Source organism: Staphylococcus sp. LKG3-1, assembly GCF_048568385.1.
Taxonomy (GTDB): domain Bacteria; phylum Bacillota; class Bacilli; order Staphylococcales; family Staphylococcaceae; genus Staphylococcus; species Staphylococcus saprophyticus.
Window position 1 is genome coordinate 2,479,510 of record NZ_CP183796.1, and the last position, 15,309, is coordinate 2,494,818.

At 33.2% G+C, this 15,309-nt stretch carries 11 protein-coding genes; 6 read left to right on the plus strand and 5 right to left on the minus strand.

The genetic code is table 11. From position 1 onward, the window contains the following. Positions 1–101 precede the first annotated feature (101 nt). From ACM595_RS12275 to ACM595_RS12300, 6 genes are all read left to right on the plus strand, one after another. Positions 102–1,985 carry an ABC-F family ATP-binding cassette domain-containing protein gene (locus ACM595_RS12275; RefSeq protein ID WP_115343895.1) on the plus strand — a complete coding sequence of 628 codons (1,884 nt, stop codon included), beginning with the start codon at positions 102–104 and terminating at the stop codon, positions 1,983–1,985. A 13-nt stretch (positions 1,986–1,998) separates the two neighbouring features. Then, positions 1,999–3,777 carry a DNA helicase RecQ gene (recQ, locus tag ACM595_RS12280; RefSeq protein WP_011303656.1) on the plus strand — a complete coding sequence of 593 codons (1,779 nt, stop codon included), beginning with the start codon at positions 1,999–2,001 and terminating at the stop codon, positions 3,775–3,777. Between the two features lie 308 nt (positions 3,778–4,085). Beyond that, positions 4,086–5,048: an ABC transporter ATP-binding protein gene (locus ACM595_RS12285; RefSeq protein WP_002483940.1), complete on the plus strand. Its 963-nt coding sequence runs from the start codon at positions 4,086–4,088 to the stop codon at positions 5,046–5,048. After that, positions 5,045–6,562, plus strand: a complete 1,518-nt coding sequence (locus tag ACM595_RS12290; RefSeq protein ID WP_041079717.1) for an ABC transporter permease/substrate-binding protein — start codon at positions 5,045–5,047, stop codon at positions 6,560–6,562. The genes ACM595_RS12285 and ACM595_RS12290 overlap by 4 nt, the downstream gene beginning before the upstream one ends. 158 nt (positions 6,563–6,720) lie before the next feature. Then, positions 6,721–7,776 (plus strand): histidinol-phosphate transaminase, encoded by a 1,056-nt coding sequence (hisC, locus tag ACM595_RS12295; RefSeq protein WP_041079716.1) that lies wholly within the window; start codon positions 6,721–6,723, stop codon positions 7,774–7,776. A gap of 177 nt (positions 7,777–7,953) precedes the next feature. Next, a complete protein-coding gene (locus ACM595_RS12300; protein ID WP_002483937.1) occupies positions 7,954–8,502 on the plus strand; it encodes a 5' nucleotidase, NT5C type in 549 nt (182 codons plus the stop codon). Between the two features lie 169 nt (positions 8,503–8,671). On the opposite strand, the gene ACM595_RS12305 is transcribed toward ACM595_RS12300, so the two are convergent. The 5 genes from ACM595_RS12305 to ACM595_RS12325 all read right to left on the minus strand — a co-directional run bounded on the left by ACM595_RS12305 (position 8,672) and on the right by ACM595_RS12325 (position 15,062). Further along, a complete protein-coding gene (locus tag ACM595_RS12305; RefSeq protein ID WP_069821750.1) occupies positions 8,672–9,631 on the minus strand; it encodes a diacylglycerol/lipid kinase family protein in 960 nt (319 codons plus the stop codon). A gap of 457 nt (positions 9,632–10,088) precedes the next feature. Beyond that, on the minus strand, positions 10,089–11,594 hold the full coding sequence (locus ACM595_RS12310; RefSeq protein ID WP_002483934.1) for a peptide MFS transporter: 1,506 nt from the start codon (positions 11,592–11,594) through the stop codon (positions 10,089–10,091). Between the two features lie 369 nt (positions 11,595–11,963). Next, positions 11,964–13,478 carry a peptide MFS transporter gene (locus ACM595_RS12315; protein WP_011303650.1) on the minus strand — a complete coding sequence of 505 codons (1,515 nt, stop codon included), beginning with the start codon at positions 13,476–13,478 and terminating at the stop codon, positions 11,964–11,966. Positions 13,479–13,660: 182 nt separating this feature from the next. Then, positions 13,661–14,161 carry a preQ(1) synthase gene (gene queF, locus ACM595_RS12320; protein ID WP_002483932.1) on the minus strand — a complete coding sequence of 167 codons (501 nt, stop codon included), beginning with the start codon at positions 14,159–14,161 and terminating at the stop codon, positions 13,661–13,663. 13 nt (positions 14,162–14,174) lie between these two features. Beyond that, positions 14,175–15,062 carry a DMT family transporter gene (locus tag ACM595_RS12325; protein WP_011303649.1) on the minus strand — a complete coding sequence of 296 codons (888 nt, stop codon included), beginning with the start codon at positions 15,060–15,062 and terminating at the stop codon, positions 14,175–14,177. Positions 15,063–15,309: the final 247 nt, after the last annotated feature.

Sequence of the window (15,309 nt, forward strand, 5' to 3'; positions counted from 1 at the left end):
CTTTGTATCATTTGAGTTCAAAAAGGTGTATAATATATAGAACTGAAATTAAGTTTAACAGAAATAATTATAATTTTCGATATTTAAAAGGATGTTGGACAATGGAAGCATACAAAATTGAACATTTACATAAATCATATGCCGATAAAATCATTTTTGATGATTTGCAATTGTCTATTTCTGAAGGTGAAAAAATAGGACTTGTAGGTATAAACGGTACAGGAAAAAGTACACTACTCCAAGTGATAGCTGGATTAGATGAAGACTTTAATGCTGAAGTCTCGCATCCTAACGCCTATCGCATTAGATATTCTTCGCAAAAGCAAGAATTTGATCGTAATATGACTGTATTTGAAGCTGTATTAACTTCAGAAACGAAAACACTACAAGTGATTCGTGCATATGAATCAGCTTTAAATCAATATACTGCAACACAAAGCGATGATGATTTCAAAAAAATGATGCATGCACAAGAAGAGATGGATAATTATCAGGCGTGGGATTATAGTGCAGAAATTAAAACGATTCTGTCAAAATTAGGTATTTATGACACGACGAAAGAAGTGAGTGCACTTTCTGGTGGTCAACAAAAAAGGGTTGGCTTAGCTAAAACATTAATAGAACAACCTGATTTACTACTCTTAGATGAACCTACCAACCATTTAGATTTTGAATCTATCAATTGGTTAATCAATTATGTAAAACAATATCCACATACAGTATTGTTTGTAACGCATGATCGTTACTTTTTAAATGAAGTATCGTCACGCATCATAGAACTTGATCGGGGTAAACTCACGACATATACAGGTAATTATGAAGCTTATATTGCTAAACGTGCTGAAAATGAAGTCATAGAACAAAAACAACAGGCTAAGCAACAATCCTTATATAAAAAAGAACTCGCATGGATGCGTGCTGGTGTTAAAGCCCGTTCTACTAAACAACAAGCTAGAAAGAACAGATTTAATGATTTGGAACAAGATGTGAAAGGGCAACAACATCAAGATAAAGCATCGTTGAATTTGGCATATTCAAGACTTGGAAAACAAGTGTTTGAATTAGAGCATTTAACCAAACGGATAAATGATAAAACGCTATTTGAAGACATCACACAAATCATTCAAAGTGGCCAACAAATAGGTATTGTGGGGCCAAATGGCGCAGGTAAGACAACATTACTGAATATATTGAGTGGTGAAGATCAAAGTTATGAAGGTAATCTTAAAATTGGTCAAACCGTTAAGGTCGCATATTTTAAACAAACAGAAGAGCGTCTCGATCGCGACATCAGGATGATTGACTATTTAAGAGAAGAAAGTGAAGTTGCTAAAGAAAAAGATGGCACTTCCGTATCTATAACGCAATTGCTTGAAAGATTTCTATTTCCAAGTGCAACACATGGTAAAAAAATCTATAAATTATCAGGTGGCGAGCAAAAAAGGTTATATCTTTTAAAATTATTAGTCCATCAACCGAATGTGCTACTACTAGATGAACCAACAAATGATTTAGATACAGAGACACTTACAATTCTTGAAGATTATGTTGAGACATTTGGTGGTGCCGTCATCACTGTCAGCCATGATCGATACTTTTTAAATAAAGTCGCTCAGGAATATTGGTATATTCATGACGGAGAAATGGAACGCATCATCGGTACGTTTGAGGATTACGAAGCATATAAAAAAGAGCAAGATCAAAAGATAGAACAACAGGCTAAACAACAATCAAAAAATAAAACAAATAATGAGAAGAAAAAGAAAAAAGGTTTATCATATAAAGAGCAAAAAGAATATGAAACTATCATTGAACGTATTGATACAACTGAACAGAGATTAGAAGAGATTGATGAAGAAATGGTTGCAGCAAGTTCAGATTACGCTAAGATAAAAGCGTTGAATGAAGAACAAAAGCAATTAAATGAACAGTATGAAACAGATATCTCAAGATGGAGCGAACTTGAAGAACTAAAAGAACAATGAGGGATTTTATAACATGGAGTCAACATTATCACATTATTTTGGCTATGACACTTATCGTCCTGGTCAAAAAGAAATCATAACTAGAGTCATGAACCATCAAAATGTGCTAGGTGTGTTACCAACTGGTGGGGGAAAATCAATTTGTTATCAAGTACCAGGATTAATGTTGGGTGGAACAACGATTGTCATCAGCCCATTAATTTCTTTGATGAAAGACCAAGTTGATCAATTAAAGGCCATGGGTATACATGCAGCTTACTTAAATAGTAGTTTGACGCAAAAGCAACAAAAAGAAATTGAGACCCAACTTCGAAAAGGTGAGATTCAATTTTTATATGTTGCACCGGAACGTTTTGATAATGTTTATTTTATAAGATTATTACAACAACTATCTATTCATTTAGTTGCATTTGACGAAGCACATTGTATTTCAAAATGGGGTCATGATTTTAGACCGAGTTATCAAGATGTTATTCATAAAGTGTTTGCATTACCACAAGATTTTACGATTGTAGCACTTACAGCGACAGCCACGATAGAAGTTCAAAAAGACATCATGGAACGTTTGAATATTGGTAAGCATGATGAGGTTAAAACAAGTACAAAACGACGTAATTTAGTTTTTAAAGTAAATCCGACTTATCAACGTCAGAAATTTGTGATGGAGTACGTCAAAGAACATAAAAATGCAGCGGGTATTATTTATTGTTCAACGCGTAAACAAGTAGAAGAATTACATGACGCTTTAGAAAACAACGGCGTAGATAGTACCATATACCACGCTGGGCTTTCTAATAAAGAACGTGAGGCAGCACAGAACGATTTTGTTTATGACCGTGTCCGTGTTGTAGTAGCTACCAACGCATTTGGTATGGGAATTGACAAATCTAATGTTCGTTTTGTGATCCATTACAATATGCCAGGTGATTTAGAATCTTATTATCAAGAAGCAGGACGTGCAGGACGTGATGGTTTAAATAGTGATTGTATATTGCTATTTAGTGAACGTGATATTGGCTTGCACCAATATTTTATTTCATCATCAAAAGCAGACGATGATTACAAAGATAAAATGGGTGAAAAGCTTAATAAAATGATACTTTATACTAAAACTAAGAAATGTCTGGAAGCGACGCTTGTTCATTATTTTGAGCCAAATGAAAAATTAGAAGAATGTGGCCAATGTAGTAATTGTGTCGTTGAAAATAAAACGTACAATATGACGGATGAAGCTAAGATGATTGTCAGTTGTATTGCACGTATGAAACAACAAGAAAGTTATAGTGTGATTATTCAAGTGTTGAGAGGCGAAGAGTCAGATTATATTCGCTATTGTGATTATCATCAGCTATCAACACATGGCATTATGAAAAATTATACAACATCTGATCTCAGTCACCTTATTGATGAACTTAGATTTAAAGGATTTTTAAATGAACACGATGAAATTTTAACTTGTGATAATTCAGTCAAAGAATTATTGAATAACCAAGTAGATGTATATACAACACCATTTAAACGTAAGTCAAAAGAGAAAGTAAATATCAATACGGTCGAAGGTGTAGATCGTGCATTGTTTGATGAATTAATTAACGTACGCAAGCAATTAAGTGAGTCGTTAAGTATTCCACCAGTCAGCATATTCTCAGATTTCACATTAGAAGAATTTGCAAAAAGAAAACCAGAATCTAAACAAGAGATGATTTTGATTGATGGTGTAGGAAGTTATAAATTAAAGCATTACTGTCCAATGTTTTTAGAAAAAATCCAAACATACAAAGCTAAAAGTTAAATGAGCAAAACATTTTAATTTTCAAAAATATATCTATATACTTAATAATAATATAAATGAAAATGTGTACTTATCATGAACAACATAACTGCGAAGTTAATTTGACAATAATTAATATTTCTATGCAACCATGTATGCCATAGATTTAGTTTTTGTTAAAAATTAACTTCGCTATTTTTATAAAAAGTTTTATAAGATGTATGTTTAATGTTGTTTTGAGTTTTTGATGAATAATACATAAATTATATATAAATAGGGAATAAACTATAATAATTGTAATTTGAGTATATTAAAGTGAAGGTGATAAAGTGATAGAATTTAAAAATGTAGTAAAACGTTATGGGGATAAAACAGCCGTAGATGATATCAGTTTCAATATACAAAAAGGGGAATTTTTTGTATTGATTGGGCCATCTGGTTGCGGTAAGACGACAACTTTAAAGATGATTAATAGATTAATCTCACTTTCAGAAGGTTACATCTATTTTAATGATAAGCCGATAAGTGACTATCCTGTTTATGAAATGAGATGGGATATTGGGTATGTGTTGCAACAAATTGCTTTATTTCCACATATGACAATTAAAGAAAACATTGCGCAAGTACCACAGATGAAAAAATGGAATGAACAAACAACGAATCAGCGTGTTGAAGAACTCATGGATATGGTTGGTTTAGAACCAGAAACATATAAAAATAGAAAACCTGATGAGCTATCTGGTGGTCAACAACAACGTGTAGGCGTTGTTCGAGCATTAGCAGCCGATCCACCAGTTATCTTAATGGATGAGCCATTTAGTGCGTTAGATCCCATTAGTCGAGAGAAATTACAAGATGATTTATTAGAACTTCAACAACAAATCAAGAAAACGATTATTTTTGTGACACATGATATTCAAGAAGCAATGAAATTGGGAGATAGAATTTGTTTGTTAAATAAAGGTCATGTAGAACAAATTGATACGCCAGAAGGATTCATCAATCATCCTAAAAATGACTTTGTGAAACAATTTATGGGAAATCAATTACAACGTACGGTTAATGATTTAAAATTATCAGAAATCATTGATGGACTTCCTATCCATGAGCAAGATGTGAAAGCAGGTTATCCTGTTATCGATAGTGACAAATACGTGAAAGATATCTATTCAGCGTTAGCAAGTCATGAAACAATTATCGTTCAAGATATTACAAATGCTACGCAACACGTGTTAAGTCGTCAGGACATTTTTGAAATATTATCGGAACGTAAAGGAGGTCATCATGAATGAATACCTTCATAGATACACTCATTCAACGTAGGGGAGAATTATTAACCACGATATTTGAACATATTCAAATTTCATTTATTGCTCTGTTGATTGCGGCTTTAATAGGTGTACCATTAGGTATTGCCTTAACAAAGACACGTAAATTGTCTGAAGTTATTATGAATATTGCTGCAGTGTTACAAACAATACCTTCTCTTGCTTTATTAGGTCTTATGATCCCGTTGTTCGGTATTGGTAAAGTACCAGCGGTGATTGCGTTAGTTGTATATGCATTATTACCTATTTTAAGAAATACATATACAGGTATAAACGAAGTGGATCCATCACTAGTGGAAGCGGCAAAAGGGATAGGTATGAAACCTGGACGACGTCTTTCGAAAGTCGAATTACCTATTGCTATGCCTGTTATTATGGCTGGTATTAGAACAGCGATGGTTTTAATTATTGGGACTGCTACACTTGCAGCATTAATAGGTGCTGGTGGTTTAGGTGATCTTATCTTGTTAGGTATCGACCGAAATGATACTTCATTAATACTAATTGGTGCCATTCCAGCAGCATTATTAGCTATACTATTTGATTTAGTTTTAAGATATATGCAAAACATGTCATATAAAAAATTACTTATTTCGCTTGGCGTCATTGTAATTATTTTATTATTAGTGATTATTGCGCCTATGCTAGGTCAAAAGGGTGACAAAGTGACTCTAGCAGGTAAATTAGGTTCTGAGCCATCTGTGATTACGAATATGTATAAGATTTTAATTGAACAAGATACCGAGGATACTGTAGAAGTTAAAGACGGTATGGGAAAAACATCATTCTTATTTAATGCATTAAAATCGGATGACATTGATGGCTATTTAGAGTTTACAGGTACGGTACTAGGTGAACTAACAAAAGAGGATTTAAAATCTAAAAAAGAAGCGCAAGTCTATCAACAAGCAAAATCTAGTCTGGAAGATAAATTTGATATGACAATGCTGAAACCAATGAAATACAACAATACGTATGCTTTAGCAGTTAAAAGAGACTTTGCAGAAGCACATCATATTAAGACGATTGGTGATTTAAATAAAGTAAGTGATCAGATTAAACCTGGCTTTACTTTAGAATTTAATGATCGTGGCGATGGTTATCCTGCCGTTAAAAAAGCATATGACCTTGATTTAGGTGACGTGAAAACAATGGAGCCTAAATTACGTTATCAAGCAATTGAAAATGGAGACATTAATTTGATTGATGCTTATTCAACAGATGCTGAACTTAAAGAATATGATATGGTTGTATTAGAAGATGATAAACATGTCTTCCCACCTTATCAAGGGGCACCTATGTTTAAGGAATCATACTTAAAAGAACATCCAGAAATTAAAAAACCACTGAATAAATTAGAAGGTAAAATTTCAGATGAAGATATGCAACAGATGAATTATGATGTAACCGTTAAGAATAAAGATCCATATCAAGTGGCAAAAGATTATTTAGAAAAACACAATTTAATAAAACATTAGTATACAAAAATATGAGGCTGAGACATCTAATGATGTACTGGCCTCATATTTTAAACTTAATTTGATGATAAGGATGCATTGATTTTCGTTGAACATTGGGTTTATAATGGTTATTAAGTTTTGAAATTTCTGTAAATTCAAGGAGGACCGATACAACAATGAAGAAACAAATAGACCAATTATCAGCATATGAACCTGGGTTATCACCTAGAGCATTAAAAGAAAATTATGGTATTAAAGGCGAATTACATAAATTAGCATCGAATGAGAATTTATATGGTCCGTCACCAAAAGTTAAAGAAGCAATTCAAGCACATTTAGATGAATTGCAATATTATCCAGAAACAGGTTCTCCATTAATCAAAGAGGCAATTAGCAAACATTTAAATATAGACCCAGCACGCATTTTATTTGGTGCAGGTTTAGATGAAGTCATTTTAATGATTTCGAGAGCAGTATTGACGCCTGGTGATAAAATTGTGACGAGCGAGATGACGTTTGGCCAATATTATCATAACGCAATTGTAGAATCTGCAAATGTGGTGCAAGTTCCATTACAAAACGGTGAATTTGATTTGGATGGCATCTTATCAGAAATAGATAATGATACTAAACTGGTATGGTTATGTAATCCAAATAATCCGACTGGTAGATATTTTACACATGATGCGCTTCGCAATTTCTTGGAACGTGTACCAAGTCATATTCCAGTGATTGTAGATGAAGCATACGTAGAATTCGCTACAGCCAAAGATTTTCCAGATACTTTAGCTTTACAACAAGAATTTGAAAACGCATTTTTATTGCGTACATTTTCAAAAGCATATGGCTTAGCAGGCATGCGTATTGGTTATGTAATTGCAGCAAAAGAAGCCATTGAAAAGTATAATATCATACGTCCACCATTTAACGTAGGACGTTTATCTGAATATGCTGCATTAGCTGCGTTGGAAGATCAAGAATACTTAGCTTCTATCCGTGAACGTAATGCAGAGGAAAGAGAAAAATTCTTTGAATTATCACAAAGTGATCACTTTTACCCAAGCCAAACTAATTTTGTCTTTGTTAAGACGGACAAACCACATGAATTATATGAAGCATTACTCAATGTGGGATGCATAACAAGAGAATTTCCGAATGGCGTAAGAATTACGATCGGTTTCCCAGAACAAAATGCAAAAATGCGTGAAGTATTAGCGCAGTTTACTTTATAAAAGGTGTATGAACGAAACGTTCTACGTTACTAAATGTGTAATTTTATTGCAATTTTGGTTTCGTTGAACGTTTTTGCTATACTTAAATAAATATTAACTATTAGATTTAGCCTGTATGACGATGTATCGTGTGCTATTTATTTTAGATTATGAATTGAAAAGGGAGTAGAGTGATACATGACAAAAAAGAAGATTGCGATTGATATGGACGAAGTGCTTGCAGATACTGTAGGTGCATTGATTGAAGATGTCAATCAACGTACAGACTTAGGGATTACGATTGATATGTTAGATGGCATTAAGTTGAGACATGCCATGCCAGAGCATGATGGTTTGTTAACTGAAATTTTAAGGGAGCCTGGTTTTTTTAAGAAATTAAAAGTGATGTCAGATGCGCAAGATGTTGTTAAAAAATTAACAGAACACTATGATGTGTTTATCGCAACTGCAGCAATGGACGTTCCAACGTCATTTCATGATAAATACGCGTGGTTAAGAGAGTACTTCCCATTCTTAGATCCACAGCATTTTGTATTTTGTGGTAGAAAAGATATTGTACATGCAGATTATTTAATTGATGATAACCCAAGACAACTAAGTATTTTCAAGGGTACACCAATTATATATACGGCTACACATAATATTAATGATGATAGATTTACACGTGTTAATAACTGGAAAGAGGTAGAACAATATTTCCTAGGTGATAGTGCATATCATATCTAAACATTGTCATAAAATTGGGTAGAGACATAAATCATTTAGAAAAATAAAAAACGGTAATTTCTATTTTAATTCAATAGAAATTACCGTTTTATTTATTGCTATGAAATTGATCCATTATTTATAAGTTAGAGATGAATGTAAGTGAATTCATCTCATATCACTATATCATTTATTCACTTTCTGGTTGGTTCGTTGCTTGTGCTTCAGGCAATGTCAAGATTTGAATAGCATTTGGGATAACTTCAATTTCTAAAGGTGTTTTTAGATTAATTTCTCCATCAATATCCACCTTCATTTGTGGATCTGTTTCAATCGTTATTTTTTTTGCCGGTAAATGTTTAATGCCTTCTGTCATTTTGTTCCAATTCATGCTATCACGTTGTTTAAATACATCATTTAAAACACTTGAACTTTGTTCTTTGAAGATGAACGTATTTAAATAACCATCATTAGGTGATAAATCGGTTAATGGAATACGACTTCCACCTATAAAAGGTCCATTGGCTACGACGAGCATTGAAGTATTACCGTCTACGGTTTGATCATCAACTGAAATTTTATAATCAAAATGCTCTGGATTAAGTAACGTTTTAACTGTAGAACCTACATAACTTAACTTACCAAAGATATCTTTATTACCATTTTGTACATTTTCAGCATTTTGAACAATTAATCCAAGTCCAACAAAGTTGAGTGCATATTCATCATTGATCTTCATGACATCGTAAGGTCTTAATTCCGCATTCATCAGTTGTTGGCTGGCCATTTTATGACGTGGATTAAGATTTAAAGTTTTTACAAAATCATTAAATGTGCCTCCTGGAATGATACCAATAGGAAGATCTAATTCACTCTTCATAATGCCATTAACTAACTCATTGACCGTACCATCGCCGCCTAAAATAAAGATAATATCAACATCATCACTGTAACGTTTATCTTTAATTTTTTGGCAGAAGGTAATAATATCTCCTTCATTTTCACTGAGTTGTATTGATAAATGTTTACAAAATGTAGTTAAGGATGTTGCGACATCTCCTAGACCTCTATAGATGTCTTTAATCCCGGTATGTTCATGGTAAAATAATACGCCATGTTTAAATTGTTTTTTAGTCAAGGTGCTCACCATATTTCTTTGATTTTAGATTTATATCTATATCAGTATACCCGTTTTTAGTTAAAAATATGTTTAATGTCGTATATATGTATGTAGGGATTCATGTATTAATCAAGTTTATCTGCGAATTGTATTTGAGTATGGTGATAAAAATTTCCATATATGGGGCCGCAAATCAGCCATTCAATAAAAAATATCTCTATATAAGTGTCACATAGAGGTGAAAAGGGGCTTTCTTACTTTAATCTATGTTGTATCAATGGTTGATACCTAGGATCATTGTATGCGTGAGAGATTTCAAGCTCGAGCCATAAACCATAGACCAATAAGGACATTCAAAATCGTAAAACTTTAAAAAAAGAGGACTCATCCATTTATGGAAGTCCTCTTTTTGAGCATGGGTACGTATGACCCAGATGTTTTTAAAATGAAAATCATCAGAATAAATAGTTTTTTGAAATTGTAGAAACTATTTAATACCGCGCATGCCTTTTACAATTTTTGGTATGAAAGCAAGAATAACAAGGCTGACTACGATTGCAATACCACCTAAAAGTAGGAAGTAATTTTTATGGCCAAGAGGTTCAATCAATTTAACTAAGGTACCGTTAATTGCTTGCGCACATGCATTCGTTAATAACCATAAACTCATCATTTGTGTGTTAAATGCTTTTGGTGCTAATTTAACTGCTGCACTGTTACCTGTAGGAGATAAACATAATTCACCAATAACACAAATAATGTAGGAAAGAATAACCCAGTTAACACTTAAATTATTACCAGATGTGTGACCAATTAAACCAATCATAATGTAAGAAGCACCAGCTAGTGACGCACCGAGTACAAATTTAGTTGCTAAGCTTGGTTGGCGTCGTGCCATTTTCGCCCATATCAGTGAGATAACAGGTGCTAATAGCACGATGAATAATGGGTTAATGGATTGGAATAGTGCTGGACCGAAGTCTGTTTTCCAACCAAAGAGGTTTAATTTCATATCACTACTTTCAAACGCAAATAGGTTAAGCACGTTAGCACCTTGTTCTTGAATAGACCAGAATACGACACCTAAAAGGAACAATGGTATAAATGAAATGACACGTGAGCGCTCATCATCGGTAACGTCTTTACTGCGTATCATAATGGTGAAGTAGATAATTGGTAATGCGACACCAAGTATCAATACAGTTGTACTAACGATATTAAATGATAATGTACCAGTTAATCCTGTAATAACAAGCACTGCAGCAATAATTAAAATAGCCACGATAAATATCAATGCATATTTTTTCTTTTCGCTTTGGTTTAATGGATTCGTTGGTTTTGTACCTACATTACCGATATTTTTCTTGTTAAATATCATGTACCAAGCTAAACCAAGCGCCATACCTACGGCTGCAATTAAGAAACCAGCATGGAAATTACCAGTATTTACGAATTGATTTAGAATCAATGGTGAAATAAGTCCACCTAGATTGACAGACATATAGAAAATAACAAAGCCTGCATCAATACGTGTATCATTTTCTGGGTATAATCGACCAACGATATTAGAAATACTTGGTTTCATTAAACCAGATCCAACGATAATGAAGAACATTGAGATAAATAATCCGACAATATCTAATGGTAAACTTAAGAAAATATGCCCGATAATAATGAGTACACCACCATAGAAAGTAGCAGCACGTGTACCCGTAATTCTATCCGAAACCCAACCACCAAGTACCGATGTCATATATATTAGTGCACCGTAAACAGCCATAACTGACTGTGCGGTACCTTTATCCATACCTAGTCCGCCATCTTTTATAGCGAAATACATATAAAAGATAAGTAAAGCGCGCATACCATAGTAGCTAAATCTTTCCCAAAATTCTACAAAGAATAGCACCCCTAGTCCTTTAGGATGTCCAAAAAATCCTTTTTGAGGAATTGATTCTACTGCTGAGTCTTGCGCTATGTATTTGTCTTGCATAAAACATTCCCGTCCTTTCTTACTCCCAATAAAAATATATAAAAAAGATTTTACGCTTTATTAAATTAAATTGCAATAATATTCTAAAAATAAGAATATTGAGAATGTTCTGTTATTTTATGCAATCAATTTTATGCCATTTAATTTCCTCATTTAAATGATGATAATTAGATGTAATTATAAAATGAATAATATATAGCTTGCTTTGCATCAGTAATGAATGTGAAGAGGGGTATGTTTGTACTCAATGTCCTTATAATAAAAAACTATTAGGAAATAAAAAAACTGCTCATCCAGCTTTATAAGCTTGGATGAGCAATATTAATTCATTTAAAATCATAAGTTGATATTAAATAGTAATATGAACGATTAGTAAACGCCTTTCATGGCACGTTTTACTTTAGGTGAAATGATTAATAGAAGTATACCGATAACGACTGCAAATAAACCTGAATACATAAAATAGTCACTTTGATTTATTTTTGTATAGACAACAACAAGTTGTGCGTTAAGTCCTTGTGCAGTAGCATTACTTAACATCCACAAACTCATCATACGTGCTGTAAATGTCACAGGTGCTAATTTAGTCGTTGTAGACAAACCAACAGGTGATATACAAAGTTCACCAATTGTAATTAATAAGAAACTGAGTACAAGCCATAATGGATTTATTAATTCAACGCCTGTAGCTAAAGGAATAATCATAACTAAGTAAGACAAACCAGCAACGATTACACCGATAGCAAATTTATAAACGGTAGGTGGATTGTGTTTACCTAATTTCATCCAAAGTGTTGCAAATATTGGTGCAAGTACCACGATAAAGATTGGGTTGAGTGACTGTGCCCAAGCTGATGGTATCGAAAAGTCAATTAAACCATTTGTAAGCACTGACATTTCTAATTGTGTCTTTTTATCTGCGAATGTTGCTAAAATCGTTGAGCCTTGTTCTTGAATCATCCAAAAGGCAACAGATGTGATATATAAAGGTATGTAACTGTAAACACGTGAACGTTCATCTTTCGTTACATCTTTACTCGCAATCATATTAATAAAGATGTAAATCGGTAATACGATACCTAAAATAGTAATTAAGAAACTGAAATTTTCTAAAGTTAAAGCATTATTTAATTGCAGGATAAGTAAGTAAATTAAGAATAATAGAATGATACCACCAGATATCAAACCGAATTTTTTAAGTTCAGGCTTAGTTAGTGGATTAGGAACATTACGACCAGCTAATCCTAAGTTTTTCTTACGTTTAATTGCGTAAACGACTAAACCACAGAACATGCCAATTGCAGCAGCTAAGAAGCCAGCATGGAAACTAATTCTAGTTTGTAAGTAACCCGTTAATAACGGTGCAGTCAAACTACCTAAGTTAATACCCATGTAAAATAATGTGAATGCAGCATCACGACGGACATCGTTACGATCATATAATTCACCAACGGTCGTTGAGATATTAGGTTTTAATAACCCCGTACCAGCAATAATGACTGCGAGTGCTACCATGACTAATGTTAAGTTATTTGGTAGTGAAAGTAAGATATGACCTATCATAATCAAGAAGCCACCATAAAAGACGGCATTCTGGGTGCCGGTAATCCTGTCGGCAATCCAACCACCGATGACACCTGACATGTAGATTAATGTACCGTAGATAGCAACAATTTGCATTGCAACGGCTTGACTTAGACCGAAACCACCCTCAGCAACACTATAGTAAAGATAGTATATGAGTATCGCTTTCATACCATAGTAACTGAACCTCTCCCAAAATTCAGTGAAGAATAATGTACTTAGTCCTTTTGGATGGCCGAAGAAACCGGTTCTTGGAGTACTTTCCATAATTTCTTCGTGTGTATAATTAATTTTTTTCATAATTTCCCTCCCCCTAAATGGTTGGATTTATTTTATACTTTTTTAATAAAAATGACAAGTGTATATCTCAATAGTGCAAAATTAAGTTTGAAATCAATTTAATAAAAAATGAAATAATATAAAAATAAACTACCGGCAAGATACTTTAAGATCTTGTGGGTAGTTATTATAATGAAGAAAAATTAACGATTATCGATTTTTTCAGGGTAAAGATCATGATTCATTAAACGATGTTCTGCCATTTTTTCATATTTAGAATCTGGACGGCCATAATTGGTATATGGATCAATTGAGATGCCACCACGTGGTGTGAACTTGCCCCAAACTTCAATATAATGAGGGTCCATGAGTTCGATTAAATCATTCATTATGATGTTCATGCAGTCTTCGTGGAAATCACCGTGATTTCTAAAACTAAATAAATAAAGTTTTAAAGATTTTGATTCAACCATTTTGATATTTGGAATATAAGAAATATAAATTGTAGCGAAATCTGGTTGACCAGTAATAGGGCAGAGTGATGTGAACTCAGGGCAATTGAATTTAACAAAATAATCGCGTCCCTGATGCTTATTATCAAACGACTCTAAAACGTCAGGTCTATAATCAAAATCGTATTTGTTATTTTGATTACCGAGTAATGTAATATCTTCTAATTCTTCTTTATTACGTCCTTCTGTCATGGTAAAGCACTCCTTATGTTTTTGGTTTTTGTTCTTCTTTTTGAATTGATAGCGGTTGGCGTCTTGCTTTTTCAAACATGTAGTAGCTTGAAGCTATGATAATGACATAACCCAAGATTGCATAGAAATCTGGTGATTCTCCGAATAATATAAAACCGAAGAATGCAGTAAATATAATCGATGCATAAGTGAATATCGAAATGTCTTTAGCTGGAGCGTAACTATAGGCTAGTGTAATACCAATTTGACCAGCAGCTGCTGCGAGCCCAGCTCCAATTAAATAAATAACCTGCATCATACTCATGGGTTCGAATGTGAAGATCGTAAATGGAATCAATACTACAATAGAAAAGAATGAAAAATAAAATACAATTGTATAGGGTGCTTCGCGAGTGCTCAATGCACGTACACACGTATATGCACTTGCAGCAAAAATACCAGAGAATAAACCGCCAATAGCAGGAATCATAGAGGATGAGAATTCTGGTTTAACCACGAATAACATACCGAATATTGCAATGACCATCGCTATAATTTGATAGTTACGAACTTTTTCATTTAGAAATATCAAACTCAGCAAAATAGTCCAAAAAGGATTGAGTTTCATTAGCGTATCAGCGTCACTTAATATCATATGGTCTATCGCATAGATATTTAATAAAACACCGATTAGACCTAAAGTCGAACGTGAAATTAAAAGTGGCTGACTGCTAAGTTTACCAAATAGGGGTTGCTTATATTTATAAATGAAATATAAAGGGATAAACATAGCTACTAAATTTCGAGCGAGTGACTTTTGAAACACCGGCAAATCACCAGCTAATCTGAAGAAAACAGACATAAAGCTAAAGCCAATTGCTGAAACTAGGATAGCAATGATTCCTTTAACTTTAGGATTCATATGTATCGCCTCGATTATTTTAATTTTTAACGTATTCATATTAGCATAATTATATAGATTATGTATATATACTTGAAAGTAAAAGGGAAATGATATAACATAAAAATACGAACAAACGTTCTGTATTGGTTCAATGAAATTCAAGACATATTTCAAAGTATTTTATTGCTTAGATAATTTCAATTGTGAGCAATTTAGCATTAGATGATAAGCTGAGTGACGCTATATCAATAGTTACAAGGTTTTA